Annotated in this window: 17 protein-coding genes; 6 read left to right on the forward strand and 11 right to left on the reverse strand. The window is 23.5% G+C overall.

The annotated features are described in order from the left end of the window. Position 1: 1 nt before the first annotated feature. The 7 genes from secG to N8G13_RS01970 all read right to left on the reverse strand — a co-directional run bounded on the left by secG (position 2) and on the right by N8G13_RS01970 (position 9,920). Positions 2-238: a preprotein translocase subunit SecG gene (gene secG / locus N8G13_RS01940; RefSeq protein ID WP_262289252.1), complete on the reverse strand. Its 237-nt coding sequence runs from the start codon at positions 236-238 to the stop codon at positions 2-4. A gap of 10 nt (positions 239-248) precedes the next feature. Then, complete coding sequence (aspS, locus tag N8G13_RS01945; RefSeq protein ID WP_262289253.1) at positions 249-1,931, reverse strand: aspartate--tRNA ligase; 1,683 nt, start codon at positions 1,929-1,931, stop codon at positions 249-251. Next, positions 1,915-3,192, reverse strand: coding sequence for a histidine--tRNA ligase (gene hisS, locus N8G13_RS01950; protein ID WP_262289254.1), 1,278 nt, complete (start codon positions 3,190-3,192; stop codon positions 1,915-1,917). The genes aspS and hisS overlap by 17 nt, the downstream gene beginning before the upstream one ends. 9 nt (positions 3,193-3,201) lie before the next feature. Continuing rightward, positions 3,202-5,793, reverse strand: a complete 2,592-nt coding sequence (gene secDF, locus N8G13_RS01955; RefSeq protein ID WP_262289255.1) for a protein translocase subunit SecDF — start codon at positions 5,791-5,793, stop codon at positions 3,202-3,204. 46 nt (positions 5,794-5,839) lie between these two features. Beyond that, positions 5,840-6,787, reverse strand: a complete 948-nt coding sequence (gene ruvB, locus N8G13_RS01960; protein ID WP_262289256.1) for a Holliday junction branch migration DNA helicase RuvB — start codon at positions 6,785-6,787, stop codon at positions 5,840-5,842. Next, entirely contained in the window at positions 6,774-7,421 is a 648-nt protein-coding gene (gene ruvA / locus N8G13_RS01965; RefSeq protein WP_262289257.1) for a Holliday junction branch migration protein RuvA, read from the reverse strand. Before ruvA ends, ruvB begins: the two co-directional genes overlap by 14 nt. Positions 7,422-7,556: 135 nt before the next feature. After that, on the reverse strand, positions 7,557-9,920 hold the full coding sequence (locus N8G13_RS01970) for a phosphoketolase family protein (protein ID WP_262289258.1): 2,364 nt from the start codon (positions 9,918-9,920) through the stop codon (positions 7,557-7,559). Positions 9,921-10,026: 106 nt separating this feature from the next. Here N8G13_RS01970 and cdd point away from each other — a divergent pair, with 106 nt between their 5' ends. The 3 genes from cdd (at position 10,027) to N8G13_RS01985 (ending at position 12,162) form a co-directional block, all read left to right on the forward strand. Further along, positions 10,027-10,437, forward strand: coding sequence for a cytidine deaminase (cdd, locus tag N8G13_RS01975; protein ID WP_391510158.1), 411 nt, complete (start codon positions 10,027-10,029; stop codon positions 10,435-10,437). Beyond that, entirely contained in the window at positions 10,427-11,578 is a 1,152-nt protein-coding gene (locus N8G13_RS01980; RefSeq protein WP_262289259.1) for a hypothetical protein, read from the forward strand. Before cdd ends, N8G13_RS01980 begins: the two co-directional genes overlap by 11 nt. Positions 11,579-11,670: 92 nt before the next feature. After that, positions 11,671-12,162 carry a hypothetical protein gene (locus N8G13_RS01985; RefSeq protein ID WP_262289260.1) on the forward strand — a complete coding sequence of 164 codons (492 nt, stop codon included), beginning with the start codon at positions 11,671-11,673 and terminating at the stop codon, positions 12,160-12,162. 2 nt (positions 12,163-12,164) lie between these two features. On the opposite strand, the gene N8G13_RS01990 is transcribed toward N8G13_RS01985, so the two are convergent. Genes N8G13_RS01990 through N8G13_RS02000 form a run of 3 tightly spaced genes read right to left on the reverse strand, consistent with a single transcriptional unit; the run spans position 12,165 to position 15,274 of the window. Next, positions 12,165-12,905, reverse strand: coding sequence for a hypothetical protein (locus N8G13_RS01990; protein ID WP_262289261.1), 741 nt, complete (start codon positions 12,903-12,905; stop codon positions 12,165-12,167). Positions 12,906-12,924: 19 nt separating this feature from the next. Further along, complete coding sequence (locus tag N8G13_RS01995) at positions 12,925-14,709, reverse strand: MAG3240 family lipoprotein (RefSeq protein WP_262289262.1); 1,785 nt, start codon at positions 14,707-14,709, stop codon at positions 12,925-12,927. 10 nt (positions 14,710-14,719) lie between these two features. Then, positions 14,720-15,274 (reverse strand): hypothetical protein, encoded by a 555-nt coding sequence (locus N8G13_RS02000; RefSeq protein WP_262289263.1) that lies wholly within the window; start codon positions 15,272-15,274, stop codon positions 14,720-14,722. Positions 15,275-15,441: 167 nt separating this feature from the next. On the opposite strand from N8G13_RS02000, the gene N8G13_RS02005 reads away from it, so the two are divergent. After that, entirely contained in the window at positions 15,442-17,118 is a 1,677-nt protein-coding gene (locus N8G13_RS02005) for a M28 family peptidase (RefSeq protein ID WP_262289264.1), read from the forward strand. 37 nt (positions 17,119-17,155) lie between these two features. Here the strand turns inward: N8G13_RS02005 and N8G13_RS02010 are convergent, their stop codons facing one another. Then, the gene (locus N8G13_RS02010; protein ID WP_262289265.1) at positions 17,156-19,471 is read right to left on the reverse strand and encodes an OppA family ABC transporter substrate-binding lipoprotein; all 2,316 of its coding nucleotides are present in this window, start codon (positions 19,469-19,471) and stop codon (positions 17,156-17,158) included. A gap of 116 nt (positions 19,472-19,587) precedes the next feature. Here N8G13_RS02010 and N8G13_RS02015 point away from each other — a divergent pair, with 116 nt between their 5' ends. Together N8G13_RS02015 and N8G13_RS02020 are read left to right on the forward strand one after the other, a co-directional pair. Beyond that, positions 19,588-21,462, forward strand: coding sequence for an MAG3240 family lipoprotein (locus tag N8G13_RS02015; RefSeq protein ID WP_262289266.1), 1,875 nt, complete (start codon positions 19,588-19,590; stop codon positions 21,460-21,462). After that, positions 21,455-22,453, forward strand: coding sequence for an HxHSH motif-containing lipoprotein (locus N8G13_RS02020; protein ID WP_262289267.1), 999 nt, complete (start codon positions 21,455-21,457; stop codon positions 22,451-22,453). Before N8G13_RS02015 ends, N8G13_RS02020 begins: the two co-directional genes overlap by 8 nt. The last annotated feature ends 17 nt before the right edge of the window (positions 22,454-22,470 follow it).

Raw genomic sequence — 22,470 nt, forward strand, 5'->3', positions numbered from 1 at the left:
ATTAAGGTAAGACCACTCTTAATACAATTGATAAAATTAATAACAAACTCCCTAGGGTTAACATAAAATATTTTAAAAACTTTTTAAACCCTTGTTCTTTTGAAACTTTAAATAAATCTAAATCACCGCTTCCAACTAATGCTCCACTAAATGCGTTAGAATCTGGCGACATAAGAAACGAAACAATTATTATTAAAATGCTAATTATTATTAAAATAACTAATAATGCTGCAGTCATAATATTCTCCTTATTTATTTATTTTTAAACTATATTCACTCAACTGAAATTCAGTAACTTCAGAAGGTGAATTTGATAGTAAATCAAGACCTTTTGCATTTTTTGGAAATGCTATTACATCTCTAATTGATTCACTTTTAGTAAGAATCATCAAAATTCTTTCCAACCCAAAAGCCATTCCACAGTGTGGAGGTAATCCATATTTAAATGATTTTAAGAAAAATCCAAATTTAGATTCTGTTTCCTTTGGACTTAATTTTAAGTGTTCAAACATTAGTTTTTGTAATTCATAATCATGAATTCTTACACTACCTGAACCTAATTCAAAACCGTTTAAAACAAGGTCATAACTTTGTGCTCTTACTTTATCATATTCTTTATTTTCTAAATGTGAATAAGTTGTTTTGTCAATCATTGTAAATGCATGATGTGCTGGTTCATATTCATTTAAATCTTCATTAAATTCAAACATTGGTCAATTTACAATTCAAAGGAAATTAAATTGATTATCATCAGCTAATTTAAATTCATCATTTAAATATGTTCTTATTGCACCTAATGATTTAACTACATCATTGTATTTTCCAAAACCAATAAATAAATATCCATTTTCAAAATTATTCTTAGAAAAAATATCACTTATTTTTTTATCGTCTAGTGAATTATTTAAATTGGTAATTGTTTTAATTTGTGTATCTTCAATTTCAACAACAATAAAATCTTTTGCTTGATTTTTTTTAGCTAATTCAAAAACTTTATCTATATTTAATTCAGGTTTTTTATCAAAATAAATTGCTTTATATGTATTTTGATCGCCGAAATTATCACTTATATCTTCTAAAAGATATTGATATCTTGTATCTGGCTTATCATTTCCATATTTATCTAAACTCTCAAAATAATCCATTCTTTTAAAAGGAATTTTTAATTCAAGACCAATTGAATTAAAAATATGTTTATAGTAATTTTCAACTAATTTAAATAAATCTTCTTTTTCAACAAATGACATTTCAAAATCTATTTGTGTAAATTCAGGTTGTCTGTCTTTTCTTAAATCTTCATCTCTAAATACTCTTGCTATTTGAAAGTATTTTTCAAAGCCAGAAGCCATTAAAAGTTGTTTATATAACTGAGGTGATTGTGGTAAAGCAAAAAATTTACCTTTTTTTCTTGTTGGAACAAGGTAATCTCTTGCTCCTTCTGGTGTAGATTTAGACAAAATAGGTGTTTCGATTTCTAAAAAACCTTCTTGGTCAAAAAATTTACGAGTTTCCATGGTTATTTTATGTCTTAATGCAATATTTTTTTGCATTTTTGTACTTCGTAAATCTAAAAATCTATATTGTAATCTTAAATCTTCGTTAGCAGATTCTTCTTTTGTTACTTCAAATGGAATTTGCTCTGAAGAATTTAAAATTTCATATTCAGAAACTAAGACTTCAATATCACCATTTTCAATTTCTAAATTTGCTTCTAGTCTTTTTTGTACTTTACCAGTTATTTTTAGTGCTGATTCTTTTGTTAATTTAGGATCTGAAACATTTTGGAAAATTATTTGAATAATCCCAGATCTATCACGCAAATCAACAAATAATTGTGATTTAAATTTTCTTTTTGTTGCTATTCATCCATATAATGTAACTTCAGAACCTTCCATTTGAGAAGTGACTTGATTATTAAAAATTGTTTTCATTGATTACCTCATTTATTTTTGTTTTAAAACTTTCAATATTTGTAAATGATAATTCTAATTCTTTATTTAAAGTTAAAAATTTAATTTTTATTTCATTAAATTGAGAACCTAATTCTTTGAATATTAACATTTTGGGTTTTAATCTATCTGACTTTTTAAACATTTTTTTAAGATTTAAATTTTCATAGTGAAGTTCAACTGAATATTCTTTTCTCAATTCCAGTGCAATGTTAATAATTTCATCTTTTTCATTTTCATTTAAATAACAAATAAGGATATCTAATTCATCGTCTAAGTTATATTTTTCTTGATTAAATAAAATAATTTCAACTAATCTTTCAACACCGAAAGCAAATCCTATACTACTTAAATCTGGTCCTGAAAATTGTTTTACCATTCCATCATATCTTCCACCAGCTAAAATGGTGCTTTTTGAACCTAAAGCTTCAGAAGTAGAAACAAATTCAAAAACAACATCATTATAATAATCAAGACCTCTTACAAGTGAAGGGTTTATTTCAAAATTAATATTATGTTGTTTTAATAAATTTTGTAATTTTTGAAAATCTGCTTGTTCTTGTTCTGATAAAAAATCAATTATTTGTGGTGCTTCAATAATAAATTTTTCGTTTGCTTGTTCTTTATCATCTAAAATACGTAAAACATTATTTTGTAGTCTATTTTTATTTATTTCGCTTAATTTGTCTTCGTGTTTTTTAAAATACTTAACCAATTCTTCATTGTATTTTTTTCTAGTTAAATCATTTCCTAAATTATTTATTTGTAAAATATAATTTTTAATTTGTAGTTGTTGTAAAAATGAATTAGCTAAAAACAGTATTTCAAAGTTTAGTTCTGGTGTTTTTGGTAACAAGTTTTCAACCCCACCTTGTCTAAATTCACGATAGCGACCTTTTTGTGGTCTTTCATAACGATAAATATTTCCATAATAAAATACTTTATGCACATGGTTTTGAGTTAATTTATTTTCAATAATAGCTCTTATTGCAGGTGCTGTTGCTTCAGGTCTTAATGCAATTGATTTACCACTTTTTGAATTAAAAACATACATTTCTTTATTAACAATATCACTAAATTCTCCGCTAGTTCTAACAAAAAGATCAGTAGTTTCAATTATTGGTGTTTCTAAATATTTGTAATTATATTTTTTTACTATATCAAAAAAAGTATTTTTAATAAACTCATAAGCTTTAGCTTCTTTTAAAAATATGTCTTTTGTTCCTTTTAATCTTTGATACATATGCATTCCTTACTTATTAAAATCATTAATTGACAAGAATTCTTGTTCTTCAATTTTTGAATCATTTCAATAAAATTCTTTTATTCTTCTATCTTTATTATGATATTTTCTTTGAATTAATAATTTTCAAATTACTGAAGTAAATGTAACATCTATAGTAAATAAACCAATAAGACCAATTAAGAATCCAGCTGGAATTAATAAATTGCTTTCACCAAATAAAATTAATGGTGGTATTGATGCTAATGTTGAAATAAAAATAATTACATAAAATTCATTAATTCTTTTTGCAAAAATTTTATTAAACATTTTTATTATTTCATCATTTGAAAAAATGTAGTTTCTTAATTGCGCATCTTTATGAGTGTATAAATTAATTTCAGATGAAGTGTTTAAGTGTGAAACAATTGTAATTATTGTTACTATGAAATAAACTACTACTAAATACTCATCGATTTGAACACGTAATGCAAATAAAGCTAACGTTGTAAATACTAACATAAAAATTTCTTTTATAAATAGGATAAAAGCACTGATTAGATCGTGTCTTATTGTTAAGTAAATTGCGATTAATATAAATGATGAAACAATTGGAATAAAACTTCAACCTAAGGAATTTAAAAATCCTCATGATGATCATTGATATGAAGCAACAGACACTGAATTCACATCAAAATTATTAATTGTTGCTAAAGTATCAAGAATTTGGTTTGTTGTGAAATTAAAATTGGTAGTAAATGAAACTAAAAATAGATTATTTAATTTTTGAGTTTCTAAAATAGTTGATTGAATATTTAAATTACTATTTTGTATTTTTTCATTAATAAGTGTTGCTGTGTTAAGATCAAATCCTAAATTATTGTTAGTTGTTAATATGTATGTTGCTTTATCAGAAATTGAATCTGATAATTTAATATTATTTAAAATATTTCTATTTGGAATAAATAATATAACAATAAATACAACTAAAACTACTGCAAACATTACAATTCTTCATTTTCAATGTTTAAAAATATCTGGATTATTATTTTTAAATAAAATATTTTTTGATTTTGCTGAAATTAATCATTTATATTTATCAAATGTTTCAATTCTAGTTATTAAATAGATAAATAAATTACCTAATAAAATTGTAATTACAGTTGTAAGAACCATAACTAAAAATAAAATACTTGAAAATGTTATAACAGGCAAAACACTTAAATAAATTGAGAATATTGATAAAACAACTAAAGTTGCAACAGTATCTAAGTTACTTAAAAATGTGATTTTTTGTCCTTTAGAAGCAGCTTTTACGACAGTTGAACCTTTATTTATTTCTCTTTTTATTTTTGACAATGTACGATTAATTAAAACAAATGAAATAATTATTGAAAGCACTATTCCAAACACTATTGATGGTGTTAAAACAGCTGAAAATGCAAAGATTATTGAAATTAATAAAATCGTCAATAAACTAATAAGCACAAAAATTATTGCACCTAATAAACGATATTTAATTGATAAAAATGCACCAATTAAAGCTAAAGTAACTGCAATAACAGTTGCTAAAATAAAGCTCCCTTTTGATGATACTTCATTAGGTACATAATCACTGACCGTTGATTTTACGTAATAACTGTTTACTAACGTTAAAGTAAATGGATTATAAGCAAAATTTATTTTAGAACTTAATTGTTTATCAGTATATGCTAAATGGTTATTTATTAAATAAATTTGTTTTGAACCTGCTTTTGGATTTGATAATGCAAAAGGAGTAATTGAAGTTAATAAATACTTAGATGCATTTATTTGATTTAACTTCAACACAGGTTCAGCTGCAGGAGTTTGATTGTTTGCATTTGGTGAAGGATTTACTGAATTTCCTATATATGCAAAATTAACAGGGTTTTGGTTTGCTCTGTTTCAGTCATCATTAAATTTTGTTTGTGCTATATTTACAAATTCTTCTAAATTAATTCAAATGTAAACTTTTTCACTGGAATTATAAAGATAGTAATCTAATAAATTTTTTCATTCTTTATTACCTTGTTCAGAAAATTCTAAACTAACTCTACCAGATCCAGAACCTGTATTTCAATTTGCAGGATTTGTAATAAAAGAAGGAGAAAAATTTTCTGATGAATTATCAGATATTAATCTTTCTAAACTTACACCACTATCAGAACCCGGTATAACAAACTTTCCTTTGTAAAATAATGGTGTTCCGTTTCGATCAGTAAAAGTTATAAATTGTTTTTTTGTTAATGTATTAATTAATTGATTTTTTTCATCATCAGTTTTTACATTATTATCAGTTACAGATATTAAATCTTGTGTGTAATTAATATCGTAGTTATGTAATGAACGCGAGAAAGTTAAAAAATCCTCAGTTTTTTTTATAACTTGTTGAGTTGAAATATTTTCCTCATGTTTATTTTGAGGATTATCTATTTTTAAAACAACTTTTGCACCATTATCAAATTGATTTGAATAATGAGCTGGATTTTTTAAACCAACAAATATACCGACGATTAATAAAATGAAAACGCTAAACATTGAAAAAAATGTAGCGAATCATCTTAATTTGTTATGTTGTTTTTTATTGTTGCTTGTTTTCATGTTTTAAATTATACAATATAAGCAAGATTTAAATATATAATATTTATTATTTCAAATGGTATTCATTTAAATAATTAACACCTTTTTCAGTAATTAATCTTCCTCTTGCTGTTTTTATTATAAATTTATGAAGAAGCAAGTAAGGTTCAACATCATTTATAATCGTTTGCCTATTTTCTTTTAAAATATTAGAAATACTATCTAAAGACACTGCTTTTTGTTCAAAAATATCTGCTAAAATCTTTAAATAATTAATTTGTAAATCATTTAAACCTAAATTGTACACCCCTAAATATTTAAAAGCTTGATTAACGATTTCTAAATTAATTTTTTCTTTATTTTCATATAAACAAAAATCATGAACTCTTTTTAATAAGTTATTTGCAATTCTAGGTGTTTGTCTTGCATTTTTTGCTATTTTTTTAATTGAAATATTATCAATTTTTATTGCATATTTCTTAGCGTTATTAATCAAAATTTGCTCAATTTCTTCAATTTTATACATATTCAATCTACCAATAAAACCAAATCTATCTTTTAATGGTTGTGATAACATATCAAAGTTAGTTGTTGCAGAAATTAAAGTAAATTTAGGTAATTTTAATCTCATGATTTTTTTGTCACCATCAACACCTAAAACAATATCAATACTTTGATTTTCCATAGCAGAATACAATAATTCAAACAAATTTTTATTAATACTGTGTATTTCATCTATGAAAATAATATTATTATCTTCTATACTAGAAAATAAAGTAATTAAGTCAGACTTTTTTTCTAAAAGTGGACCTTGAGCATAGACTATTTTTTGGTTTGTAGTATTAGCTATTATTTTTGCGAGTGAGGTTTTACCCAATCCTGGCGGACCATAAAAAAGAAGGTGATCTATAATTCTTTTTTGTTTGCTTGCAGCATCTATCATAACCATTATTGTCTTTTTTATATGATTTTGTCCAATAAAATCATCAAAAGTTTCAACATTAAATGACTGCATCGTGACTTGCTTGTGAAATTATTTTAATTGCTTCTTCAACTGATTTTTCCAAATCATTAACTGGATTTATTTTATCGATTGCATATTTAATTTGTTTTTGTTTAAATCCTAAAACTTTTAAGCTTTTTTCTAAATTTTTTAAATTTTCTGAAACGATAGGAGTTTCATTTTTATTAAAATTAAACTCGTTGTTTTGAGTATTATCATCTGTATTTTGAGTATTTTTTTCTAGTTTTTGTAAAATTCCTTCATATTTTAATTGAAATTCAAAAACTATTTGTCTTGCAGTTTTTGTACTTAAATAAGGTATCTCTGACAATTTTTCAATATTTGCAGTCGATATATAAATCATAATATTTTTTCAACCAACTGACAATATATTAATAGCTGTTTTTGGTCCTATACCTTGCACTGATAATAAATCCTCAAAAACAATTAATTCTCGGAAATTCCCAAAACCATATGTTGTTTTAAAATATTCAGAACTATATTCATGAATAAAAATTTTTGCAAATTCATCTTTTTTAAATTTTTCTACGTTAGGCATATAGATAATTTCACCAACACCGTTATTTTCTAAAATTAAATAATTTTTATTAATGTGAACAATTTTTCCATAAATGTATATTTTCATATTCCCTCCACCTATATTAAATAAGTATTTTTGGAGTTTTTTAAAACAAAGGAAAAAAATTAACACAATTTTAGGAATTTTTTTTAAAATTAAACAAAAGTGTAAAAAAAAGCAGCCGTAGCTACTTAAAGTTGATTATAATTGGAATTTTCAGTTTTTAACTTCATCCATATCTGTTCCATTTTCACGGATAAATTCTTTATGTGCAGATAATTTTTTATCCATTTCTTCAATGAAATCATCAGCTTTTTTACCATATACTGCAGCTGCTGCGGTTTTTGAAATATTAAATCTATCCATTTGACTCATTACTCTAATATCAAAACTAGTTGTTATATCTCCATTTTCACGATATCCATGAGCAAATAAATTGTGATTGTGACGACTGAAGAAAATATCTCTTAATAATCCTTCATAACCATGGAAAGCAAATACAACTGGTTTGTCTTTAGTAAAAATTTCATCAAATTCTTCATCACTTAATCCTCTTGGATCGATGCTTGGGTGTCTTAATTTTAATAAATCAACAACATTTACGTATCTTATTTTTAAGTTAGGATATTTTTTATTTAAATATGTAATTGATGCAAGTGCTTCAATTGTTGGTTCAGTTCCGCTTGATACCATCACTAAATCTACTTGGTTGTCTTTTGAAGTTGAAGCTCAATCAATAACTTTTAAACCTTTTTCTACTAATTCTTTTGCTTCTTCTACATTAAAGAATTGTTGTCTTGGTTGTTTAGATGCAACAATTAAATTAATTACATTTCTTTCTTTAAATGATTTATCTATTACTGCTAATAATGAGTTAGTATCAGCTGGTAAATATTCTCTTATGTAACGAGCATCTTTATCAGCTAAATGTCCTAATATTCCTGGATCTTGGTGTGTATATCCATTGTGATCTTGTTGGAATGCTGTACTAGTTGCCATAACATTTAAAGAAGGATAATCATTTCTTCATTCTAATTTATTAGCTTGTTTGATTCATTTCTGGTGTTGTGTTAACATTGAATCAACAACTCTTAAAAATGATTCATAACTTGCAAATATTCCGTGTCTTCCAGTTAAAACATAAGACTCTAAAAATCCTTCAGCTTGGTGTTCTGATAATTGACTGTCAATAATTCTTCCAGCTGGTGACATAAATTCATCAAGATCTTTATCTATTTTTTCAAGTCATTGACGACTTGTTACTTCAAAAGTTTTTCATAATCTGTTTGATTTTGTTTCATCTGGTCCAAAAATTCTGAAATTATCAGGATTTAATTTAATAATTTCTGCAAAATATTTACCTAATTCAATCATATCTTGTGCTTGTAATTCTGATGGTTTTTCAATATTTAAAGCATATTTTGTTCAATCAGGTAAGTTTAATAATCTAGGATTAATTCCCCCGTTTGTAACTTTATGTGTACTCATTTTTTTATCTTTTACAGGTGAAAGAACTTTAAATTCTTCTTTAAATTTTCCATCTTCAGTAAATAATTCTTCAGGTTTATATGATTTTAGTCATTTTTCTAAATCTGCTAATTTTTCTAAATTATTTGCATTAACAGGAATAGGAACTTGATGACTTCTAAAACTTCCTTCTAATGTTTCATTATTATATGTTTTAGGACCTGTTCATCCTTTTGGTAATCTAGCAATTAAAACAGGTCATTTAGGTCTTTTTGCTTGTTCAGCTGGATATTTACGAGCTTCTTTTTGAATTGATAAAATCTTTTCTATTGCTTCATCCATTTTTTTAGCCATAATTGGATGTAATTTTAGTGAGTCATTTCCTTCAACAAAAATTGGATCTCAACCTAGTCCTTCAAAATACATTTTTAGTTCTTTATCTGTTTTACGAGCTAAAATTGTTGGGTTAGAAATTTTACCTCCATTTAAATATAAAATAGGTAAAACTGCTCCGTCATTTACTGGATTTATAAATGAATTTGAAAATCATGATGCTGCTAGTGGTCCCGTTTCTGCTTCACCATCTCCTATAACTGTTGCAGCAATTAAATTAGGATTATCTAAAATTGCTCCTGTTGCATGTGCTAGTGCGTAACCTAATTCTCCACCTTCATGAATTGATCCTGGTGTTTCAGGTGCTGCGTGACTTGCTGTTCCACCTGGGAATGAAAAGTTTTTAAATAAATATTTTAACCCCTCAATATCTTGTGATGCGTTTTTGTATATTTCTGAATAAGATCCATCTAAATATGAATTAGAAATCATTACTTGTCCACCGTGTCCTGGTCCTTCGATATAAAACATATCTAAATCATATTTATTAATAACTCTATTTAAATGCGCGTAAATAAAATTTTGTCCTGGTATTGTTCCTCAGTGGCCAATTGGATAAACTTTGATATCTTCTGAAGTTAATGGTTTTAAAAGTAATGGATTGTTTCTTAAATAAATTTGACCAACTGATAAATAATTAGCCGCTCTAAATCAAGCATCCATTTTTAAAAAATATTCTTTTGTTGAAAAGTTATCTTTGCTCATATTTCTCCTTTATTTTTTATGTTGTTATTTTGTATTTTAATTTTATATGAAAAAGCTAAATTTATAAGTTTATTTTTTTATTTTTTTTATTTGTTAAAATATTTTTATGAAAATAAACATACAAGATTTAAAAGATAAACTTAAATATTCATACAGTCCATATTCAAATTTTAAAGTCGCAGCTTTAGCAATTGATGAAAACAATAATAAATACTACGGTGTAAATTGTGAAAATATTGCTTTTCCAAGCGGTTTATGTGCAGAAAGATCAGCTTTATTTTCAAGCGTTGTACATGGTGCAAAAGTAGGAACATTTAAAGAAATACATATTATAAGTAGTGGTAAAGATACTATTTTTCCATGTTCAGGTTGTAGACAAGTTATGCTAGAATTTATGGAACCTGAATCAATGGTTTATTGCTATGATAACGAAGGTAATTTGAACTTAGAAATAAGTTTAGAACAACTAAATCCATTTGGTGTTTGACCAAATACATTAGAGATAAATGAAAAGTAAATTTTTAAAAACACTTTTAATAAGTGGAATTTTAATACCTTCAGCAATACTTACAATATCATGTTCAACAAATACGGCCAACACAAAAGAAATTAAAGAAGATAATAAACAAGAAGAAACAAATAAACCAGCAACAATAACTAAAGAAATTAAAGAATTTATTGAGCAAATTGAATTAGCAATTAAAAATTCCAATGAATTTTCTTCAGAACAAAAAGAAGAATTAAATAAATTTTTAAATGAATATAAAAACAATCCAGATGAAAATGCAAAACAATTATTAGAACAAAAAACAATTAATTTTATTTTGCAAAACTTTAGTCAAACTAGACAAATCTTTTTACTTGCAAGTATTTTAGTTAGATTTGCAAACATAAAAAAAGATCCTGAATTTTTTGCTCGCCTTCAAAATGTTACAAAAAATTTCGATTCATTACAAAGCATAATTTCAATCATCAAAGAACCAAAATTAGAAATTAGTGAAGAGGATGCAAAAACATTTAATAATTTATATAAAACTGTTTTAGAAGAAATACAACTAAATCAATATATTTTAAATGATTCAACCATAAATCAATTAGTATTTAAACAAAATCCTAATTTTTCGTTATTTACTTTAACTGAAAAAGAAATAAAAGATATACAAGAAAGTGCAATATTTAATTTAGAAGACAATAATTTAAATTTTGAAGTATCACAAATTGTTGCAAAAAGCGATAATACAATAAAAAATCAACTTTCATTAAATATTAATCTAGAACGTGATTTAGAGATTTCAAAAATAAAGGATAATATTTTAGTTTATTCTGAATTTAAAACAATAGATGATGAATTTATTGAAGATAAAAATGATAATATCCAACTATCTCATTTTTATAATCAAGAATTTTTTAACAATAAATTTTTAATGTATTTAAGTATTAACGCTACTATATTAACTACACAAGATAAATTATTTACAATATATGAAGTACCATTTTCTATTGAAAACAACCAAATTATTAAAAAAACTAGATATATTTTTGACTCATATAATTTAAAAGACCTTCAAGGAATTGAATCTGATAAAGTATTAAGAGCATTAAAAGGAATTTATTTAGAATTTTCTAAAGATACAAATATTGATTCAATAATTGAATAAAATAAAAACAACTGCAAAGTAATTTTAGCGGTTGTTTTTTAAATAATTTTTTGATTTATAATTATTATACAAAGTTAAAAAAGGATGGCATAGTGAAAAAAAGTAAATTACTATCATGCGTGTTAATTACTCATCTTGTTTTTTTACCTGCTTTTGTTGTTTCTTGTTCATCTAATGAAAGTACAAAAAATTCAGAAAAACCACAGTTATTAAATAGTACTCAAATAGAACAAATTAAAACAAGTTTTCAATTTGATTTAACAACAGAAGGCAAAGTTTATTTGCAAGATAAAGGTATTAATGAATTAAATAAAATAATAGAAAATCTTAACAAACAATACAAAAGCGATGAAAACGCTAAATATAACAATAGTGGAAATAAAATTCAAAATGATGATACATTTAAAAAATATTTTTATTTACAAGTTGTTGATATAAAAAAAATAAGCAAAAGTCATGATATTGAATTTCACTTTATTATAAATAATCAAACAAAATTAATAGTTTTAGAATATACAGTTGTTTGTTATGATTTCCCTGCTCCTGAAATTAAAAACGAACAAAAACCATTAGAACTTGACTAACTTTATTCAATATTTTCAAAAATTTTATCATCAAAATTAAGACTTAAAATTTCAAACATTACATTGAAATCATTATCTAAATTTGTGTGATTTATATTATCGTAAATATTAGTTTTTGCTTCATTATATGCAGATTGAAAAATCTGTATTTTATTTTGATTTGCTAATTCATTTATTTTTAATAATCTTATTTTTATTTCATTAATAAGATTGATAATAGGAATTTTAGAATAACTAAAAAGATCGGTGTTTAAATTTTTATTTTCAATATTTTCTAAGTAAAATTGTTCAATTTCTTGTTTTTCTTGTTCGATGTTATCTGAAAATACTTTATTTTCTAAGTAAAAATTTATATCCGATAGTGTTGTTCTTGTTTTATCATATAAAAAAACAAATTCTCATAAATATTTGGAAATATTTTCCTTATTAACTTCTTCAAAATACTCATTATAAAATTCTTGTAGGTTTTGTTTTAAATTAGCTAAACTTTGTTCTTCGATTAATGCACTTAAGTTTTCACTTACATAGTGATATTTACTTGCTAATAAAAAATATTTTTCATTAAAAATTCTCATTGCATCTTTTATTTTTAGAGTTTTTTTAACGACTTTATTTTCAAAATATTCTTCTAAATTATCATTATTTTTAGCTAAAGTAGCAGTGTTTTGTGTATAACTTAAACCACTTATAGTTGCAATGCTAGCTAAAACCACAAAAGAACTTCAAATTATTTTTTTAATCATTTTTTAATACCTACTAACTTTATTTATTGTTTTGAAAATTTTTAAAACCTGTTAATTTTATGTTAAATGTATAAAAAGGTTGTTCGTTTTCAGTTTTAAAATCAAAGTCTTGTTCGTTTATAAATTTATACATTCCAAATGTTAAATTAATTACACCATTTTCTTGTTTATTAATATCTATTAATTCAATTTTTTTTATTCCACTATTTATTTGATTAAAATCATTTTCAAGAGCATATTCTAAAAGATAATTATTTAAATATGCTGTTAAAATTTTTAAATTAAAGTTGTTTATATCAAGATCATTTACATCTACTTCGTGCATGTTTTTTCAAAATAAACGTGTTTTTTCAATTGCGTGTGCAACTAAATCATTAAATAAAGGAGTTTTTATAAATTCCTGAATAGAAATACCAGTAAATTCAGGTGAATTTTGTTCTCTGAAAATAAAATAATCTTTACTTTCTAGTTGATTTATAGGTGCATTTTTTATCGCTAAACCTTTTAATAAATGACCATGATCATCAAAATTTGAACTTAAAAGAACATAATTTTTAGTTGTTTTATCTTTTTTTGTAACCTTAATTATTGCTTTTACAATCTGACCTGTTTTATAATAATCACTAAATTTAACATCAACTACTTCGTATTTTTCATCTTGCTCTTTATAAACATCAGGAACTTCTAATATAATTTTTTGCTTTATATTATTAAATAAATAAACTATTCCTCTTGAATTTCAAAACTCTAAACTATCATAACCTTTAATAAATGCATTTATATCAGTACCTAAATTAAAATCATCATCAACTTTAATTCTTAGATAAGGATTTTGAACATAATCATTAAATAAAGGCAGTGATTCATTTAAACCACTTTCACCGACTCCAAATTTTAAATTGGTTGCATAATTTCTAAAATTATTAATATAAAATTTCTTATTTTTAATTAAATCATTTATGATACTTGTATTATCAAATGTAATGATATCTTCAATTGAAAATTCAATGAAATCAAATGCATTTGCACCATTTTTTTTAATTTTTGCTTTTGATCAATCTATTTTTATTTTTTTTATATTTAAATTAAATTTATTAACATACAAAGTTAAAAAATTAACAAATGCATCGCGAAATTCTTTGTGATCATCATCTAATCAACTTGAGGCTTGAATATATTCGTTTTTAAAAAGAAAATTTAATAAATATGGTTGTGAATCTTGATTTTCAAGTGATTGAGATCTTAAAAAACCTCTATTTTTTGATAAATCATCTACCATTCTAAAAATAACAGTTTGAAAATCAAAAAAGTAAGGATCTCTTATTCGATAAAAATCATTATGTGTATATTTATTTGCTAGAAAATAAAATCAATAATCATTGTATCCACCAATATTTTTAATGTCATTAAAATCATATTCAGTAAAAAAAGGATCAATTAATCTAGGATTATATTTATTTTGTTCATTAATTTTTATGTTATTGAATTTTGTTGTTTCTTGCTTTCAAATTTTTGAAGTTTCAAAACTTGGAATGTATTCGCTTTTTAAATTAGAAAAAACTAACCCGCTGTAATTATCATTGGGTTTTGCATCTTTTAAATATATTTTTTTACCATTTTTATATGTAAATAAAAAGGGTTTAAAATTTTGTAAATTTGCTATCTGAGTTAAATTTAACCTTTGAAGATATTTATTTGTAGTTATTTTTTCATTTATTTCTACTTTATTTGAAGCACAAGAAATTAAAGAAATTGATGCAAAAGGACTAATAAGTGTTGTTAATAATAAATACTTCTTTATCATATTATTCCAATTATGAATTTAAAAATATTTCTCCACTACCTTCAGTTTGTCTACCGTCTAAACATTTAATTTTGTAATAAAAATATATGTCTCTTTTTTCTTCACTAAAAGCAAAATAACAAAAAACGTTATGATTTCCAATAAAATACTCTAAATTAGGAATATAAACATTTAATTTTTTTTGAAATTCAGGATTTTGTAATGTTAAAGGGGTAAAACTATAGTGTTCTTGACCTTTTATTTTATAATCAACAAATCATTCTCTGATTTTTTGTCATAAATTGTGAATATATTTATCTTTTTCAATTACACTAAGACTTTCATATTTCTGTCTTGCTTCTTTACTCATTGTTAAAGTAGAATTTGTTTTAACTTCAGCAACTCTTTGAACTAATTCTTCACCAATTAATCCTTCATCACGGTTAACATCATCATTGTTAATAATGTTTTTATTTACAACTGGTTCTGAAGTCTTTTTTTCATTATTACAACTAATTGTAACTAACGAAACTGACGCAATAGAACTCAATGCAACTGCACAAAGTAAAAATTTCTTTTTCAACATAATTTGCCTACTTTCAATTAAATTATACTTTTTTTAAGCCTGATTTACTCCTAAATTGCACGTTCGCTATTGAAATGCTAAATTTTATATATTATAATTAAGGTATATGTTATAGATTTTTTTGTGTCTATAATGTATTTTTAAACACCATAATAAGGAAAATAAAAATGAAGAAAAAAGTTAAAATTTTATTATCACTTGCAGCATTAACTCCATTAATGACTGTGCCAGTAGTTGCAGCATCATGTGATAACAATACAAATAAAACAAATACAGAAAATAAACAAGATACAGAAATTACAAATAATTACATGAAATATGAAACAACAAAACAATTTAGAGATTTTTTAGAAGGTACACACGGTAGAAAAGCTGGTAACATATATAATTTTCAAGAAGATTCTCTAAGAAAAGAAACAGTACAAGCTTGACTATATGATAGAGAAACCAAAAAATTTGGTGCTAAAGATCAAGAAGCAATAACGGGTTTTAAATTAGAAGATAATCAATCATTAACTAGTGAAATTTTTAAACCTCGTTTCAGTATAAACTCTGAAGCAGATAAAAATGTTGATATTTACGGAAGTTGAAGAGCTTATGAATATTTAGCAAAAACAATTAGTGACATGGGTTATACAAACCACACAGGTAATGTTATTACTTATCCAGATCAAAACGTTCGTTCTGATACAAATAAAGGAACAAAATGAAACGCTGCTGAACATACACACCAAGATGGAGCAGTTACAACATTTAAAAATGAAGATAAATATGCTGATTTAGTAACAAAAATGAATGAAGATATTACAAAAGATGGTTTTATAGTACAAGGATTCTTATACAATAACCAAAGCAAAAGTATTAATAATATAGGAAATAATATAATTGTTACAATTAATCCAACACAAGAAACACTAAAAGCTAACGAAAATAAAACAAAACAAATTAAAGATTTTTACATTGTTTCACACTATGACTCAATAAACAATGTAGGTCCAACAGGAATTTCATGAGGAGCAACTGATAATGGTTCAGGAGTATCAGTAAACTTATCATTATTAAAACATTTTTCAGATGTAAAAAATAGAGAACCATTAGCAGTAAGATTACACATTATTTTTGTAGACGCTGAAGAATTAGGTAAATATGGTTCAATAGCATTTGTAAATCAATTTTTAACACCTAATAGAGAAGGAACTGATTTATTAAGAAATTCTGTGGGAATGATTAACATGGATACAGTAGCTGGTGGAGATAGAATGTATGTTCACTCAGCCGATTCTCGTGAAACTAATGCAAATACAGCAACAACAATTAGAGATCAAATAAATGCACTTTCAAGAATCAGAAGTTTAAACTTAAATGATCCATCACAAGAATTAGAAATTCACCCTCAATTTACAGCAGGTGAATATAAACCAGGTGAAACAGGGGACTGATCAGACCACGCACCATTTTACCAAAAAGCTAACTTGCCAATAGCATATATAGAATCAACAAACTTTGCAGTTAAAGCTAAAACAGGAAGTTATGATGGTTATGCACAAACAACAAATCCAAAAGCTTGAATTAAAAAATCTGATCATAAACCTATTGAAAGTTTAGTTCCTAGATTTTTAAATAATGGATTAATTGAAGTTTATGATTGACCAGAGGGAATGAAAAAAAATGACTTTGAAATAGCAGGTGATATTTGACATAGTGATTTAGATAGATTAGACTGAGTAGATAAAAACTTAGGAGCTAAATTCTATAACCAATTAGATACAGTATATCAAACTCTTGTAGCATACTTAACATCAATGTATGAATCAAATGATGATGGAATTGAATATTTCATTTAATAAATAATAAAAATCCACAACAACGTGGATTTTTATATTACTTTTGTATTTTTATATCTTGAAAATAATTTAAATCATTTCAAGCAATCGGTTTTGTAATATGTTTTTGATAAACTACTTTATAAAAACTGTTTACATCAATGTAATTATCTTCGCTAATTGTATAACTTAATAAGTTGTTTATTTCATTTAATAAATTGATTTGGCTTTCTGTATTTAAATTTTGAAGATATTGTTTAAATAATGGATTTTGGTTGTTGATTTTATTTGAAATTAAAAAATTACCAAGTTTTTTTATTTCAAAATATGTATTAGAATTTTTAAATTCAAAACTAGCTATTTTTAAGATTAGGCTATATAGATTATTATCAGAATTTTTAATAATATTTTCTAAATATTCAACTGAATTTCCTTCAAAAATATCAAAATCATTGAATTTATAAATTGTATTATTTTGTTGCAATAAAATTTTATATTTTTCATAATCATCAATTACTACAAATTCTACTTTTAGCTTCTTATGAATGGTATTAAATATTTCTTTAATTAAAGGTAGTTTAGTTTTTATAAATTCATGATTTTTGGTTGCATTTATTGGTATTGTAGCAAAAATATCATCACTAGATTTTGTATTTAAATAAAAGTTATCTATTATTTTATTAAGCTGTGTTTTAATTTTATCAATCCATGCAGATTTTAATTTATTAATTGTCTTTATATCGGTAATTTTAGTTAATTTATCTTTATTTTGAAATTGTAAAGTATTTTTAAATGCGCTTTTATCGAAGCTAAAAATTATTGGTTTTGATAAGCGAATATAAGCATCCTTTAAATCTTCATAATTAATCGCACTATCTATTGCTTTAAATACAAGATTCTGTGGAGCTTGTGAAAGTCAAACATCTTTATTGTCATTTATTAATGCATATTGGTTAATAATGTTGTTAAATAAACTTTGAAAAACTAAATTTTCTGACCTAAAATTAAATTCTTTTTCTTCTAATCCATAATATAATTTCATAAAATTTTTATTCATATATTGTGTATTAATGTTTGGATTTTGATTAATTATTATTTTGTTATTTAAAATGTATCTATTGAAATTTTTTTGATATGAAAAGTTATATTTTTCAAAATTATTTAAAATTTGTTCTTTATCTTCTAATGATAAAAAATCATAATCTATTTTAGAAACTATATTTTGTTTAAAAGCATTTAAAATTTGAGTTGAAAAAGTATTTTGTGAAATTGTAAACGGATTAAATTCAAGTTTGATTTTTTGCAAACTTTTTTCATTATTTTTTATATAAAAATCATTTTTTTCTAAAATTACATTATTAGAATTTAATTCATTTATGTAATAAGGTGAAGCATATAATCTATTTTGAAAAGTTTTTCCATAATTATAAAATCACTTTATATTTTGAAAAGGGTTATTATAATTTGCTTTAATGTATTCATAAGGTAGAGCATCTGTGTAATTTTGAATTATAAAAAGTATTTCAAATAAAGAACTTAAATCCTTGTAACTGTTGTCGTTTGTTTTTATAATTAAATTACTTGTATTTAATGTAAGAAGTTCTTTGATATCTATGTTATAACTTGTTAAAAAATTATATAAATCAAAACCATTAAAATATTCATCATTAACATGATTTTGTCATTTTTGTTCAAGACTTTTATCAACAATATATTTATTTCTAAATTCCTTATTTTTGAGTAAATTTGCAAATATACCTAATTTAAATGAATTTGCATTAATTTGATTATTATCGGTGATTTTTCCTTTACTATCTACTCAAACATTTTCTTTTTCAGGAATAGTTATTTTTATTTGATTTGTAGATTTTAAAACATTTTTAAAAAGAGAATTGTTTATTGAATTTAATTTATTAGATGGCACAAATAAAAATGGATTATTAAAACCGTTTCCCTTATCTTTTTTAGGATGAAAATTATTATCATTTTCATCATTTTCATAATCTACTATTTGTGTATCATCACTATCAAAAACATAATTTTTATCATCAGAAACAACCATTATTTGTGATACTCATTCAAAAGTATATAAGAGTTCAGAAGGTTTTAAAACGATATTATCTCTAAAATCAATAACAGGTTGATTTTTAGATTTTAATCTTATTAATTTTGCAGATGTTGCAAGGTTAATTTTTCTAATATTTTCACTAATAAAATTACTATTTAAATAAGAAAATTCTTTATAATCATTTGCTTTATTATTTTTTTCAACATAATAAAAACTATCATTATTAAAATTATTTACTTGACAAGAAACTAAAAAATAAGGTGTTATGAATAAAATTAGACTTAAAAATAATAATGATTTTTTCATAATTTTCCTTTTTAAAAGTTTTAACTAACTTAACTTATAGTATTTCTATAATATAATTTTATTATATATCACTTATGGTTTATAACATTAACGAAAATAATGTGATTGTTTAAATTATGAAAAAATGATACTTAATAAATGCAATTATGTTTTCTACAATTATATCTGCACCCGTTTTTACAATAAGTTGTAGTTTTGAAAATAAAAATAAAAAGGAAGTTTATCTGGACATAAACAAAATATCCAGAGTATTTTTAAATCGTCTTTCTTTAAATCAAATTGCTTCACTTGAAAAAGATGAAAACATTTTTTATTATTTTGATTATGAAGGTAAACATAAATTCAATAATGTTAAAATTGAAAACAATAAATTATTGCTTCAAAAACAAAATAAATGAATTGAATATGTTCCTGATTTTCCTTACAAAAATAACTGAAAACAAATAGATTCAAATAATGCAAATATTCGGATTTTTGATTCAAATGAAAAAAGCAATATAAATGATTTTTTAACAGAATATAATTTTGATGTAATTGATTCAGCAGGAACCGTAAATGATGATTGGTACACTAGTTTATCAATATTAAATAAAAAAGATTATAGCAGGATTGGTGATCCATATTTTGAAGACCTTCAAACAATTATTTTTAGATTAAATAGTGACATAAGAATTAATTATTCAATTATGAATTCAAAATATTTAATTAACACACACAACACAAAAACTTTATTTAATAACTGAATTCAGACTCAATATATTCAAGCATCTAGTTTTTTAAGTAAAGATAATAAAAATATGCGTGATGATTTTGCAAAAATTTTAAAGTTATATATAAATAAATTTAATGTAGATATTGCTAATATCGATATTGATTGATCTGATTCAAAAATAATTCATTCTTATTCTGATAATGGTGATTATGTAACTTTTAAAATAAAAAGCATAAGAGATTGAAATAATGAGGAATTATTAACTAAGGAAAATCAAAATAAAATTTTTTATTTAAACGGTTTTAGAAATTATGCAACTGATGGTAAATTTGGTGTAGGTGTTAAAGGTTTAAAAGAAGATTTACCACTTTTTACTGATTATATACAAAATCCACTTTTAAAAATGGATGGAAAAAACTACATAACTATTATTGATAACATTAATAATTTTATAAAATCATCAACATCTATTGAGTATTGAAACACAAAAGGTCTTATGAATTTACTTTCAACATTTAAAGATGATATTCTTTCACTAGATATTCCAAAACATAAACAAAATGAAGATTTAGAATACAAAATAATTGATTTCCAATTTACTAATTATTTAGATACAAATCAAATTTTTAAAGCAATAGTTCGCGTTACAAAAAAAGATAAAACATTTAAAGATTATGTTCTTTTAAGTTCTAATTTTGATGATCACGGGCACAGATTAAAAGGACTTATTTTAAAAAATGCTCCAAGTTACTTATTAAAACCTGGAGACATTTATTCATATAAACCAAGTAATAAGGGTATAAAAAAAGGGATTAAATTAGAAGATTTTATTACTGATGATAAGCAATCTGCATTTATGGAAGCTTTAAATAATGCAGCAGATAAAATAGATAATTTATACAAATATTGAAATAATGATTCAAGACAAAATTTTGATCCATTGATGCTAACAAATGATTCTTATCAAATAAAAATTTTTAATGCATATTTAAATAATTATTTACTGGCTTATGCTTTAGAAAACAATGAAAATGAAACACTAAGTGGAATAAAGAAAATAAAAATAAATGTTATTCCAAGCAAAAGTACAGTAGGAAGACTATATTTTGAGTTAAATTTTATCCCATTTGAAAATCAAAATGATTTAAATTATGAAAATGAAAATGAAAAATCAATAGCAACTGTATCAATGTATTGAAACAAATTTAAAGGTTATTCTAATAATAAAGATAGTAACTTTAATTTAGTTAAATTTGAAAGGAAAAATAATAATGTCTAAAAAAATACTTAAATATTTCATTTTTATTTCACCAATTATTTTTAGCCCTTTAGTTGTTTCTTGCATTAAATATCCTAATGATAATGAAGATTTAGAATTTCATGAGAACATTTTAAATAACAAACAAAAAGAAGAAATTGTTATAAAAAACAAAGATACACAAAAAATCAAGACTTTATATGAAGAAAATGTCTTAAATATTTTCATCGAAGTAAAAGCTATTTATAGACAATTTAGAAACCAATATTATAAATTAATAAAAAAAGCGCAAAGTCTTAAAAATAAACTTCCAGAACTTGTTTTAGACCAAGGAGATGAAGAAAATAAAACTCAAATTCAAAAATTTTATGATAAGTGGTTTCAAACAAATGAAAGTAACCCAAAACTAGCAACTACTTTAAAAAAATATGAACTTATTTTTGTTGATGTTGATGTAGTTTTAAGTGATGTTAATTTAGTATTTGACAATCTACAATTTTTAAAATCTTTAAAAATAATTGATCAAAGATTAAGTGGAATTGATATTACATTAGGACAAGAACAATCAGAAATAATTGCTGCATGAAATTTTTTAAAACTTAATTTATTTAACAAAAATAAAATAACAACATTAAATGATTTACAAAATGTCAATATTGAATCAGAAAAAAATTCACATAACCATTCACACGCAATAATTAATTTAATTTATGAATTAAGTTTATGACATAATATTTTAAAAAAAGAAATTACAAATGAAATAAATTTATTTGTAAATGATTTTGAAATAATGAAACAAAATGTAATTGATAATATCGGTCAAAAAAACTTTCAAAATGACTATGATGAAATAATAAAAATATTTAACCTCATAAAAAATTCAGACCAAGAAAACTCTTTAATAAATCAAGAATTAATTAATAAAACTGAAGAAACAATTAACAAAATAAAAACGTTATTAAATAAAATCGCACAAGAACAAGGAATTTTAAATCAAGTTAATTTAGATTAAAATCCTTTGTGCGATTT

The organism is Mycoplasma zalophi (assembly GCF_025486335.1).
GTDB lineage: Bacteria > Bacillota_I > Bacilli_A > Mycoplasmatales > Metamycoplasmataceae > Metamycoplasma > Metamycoplasma zalophi.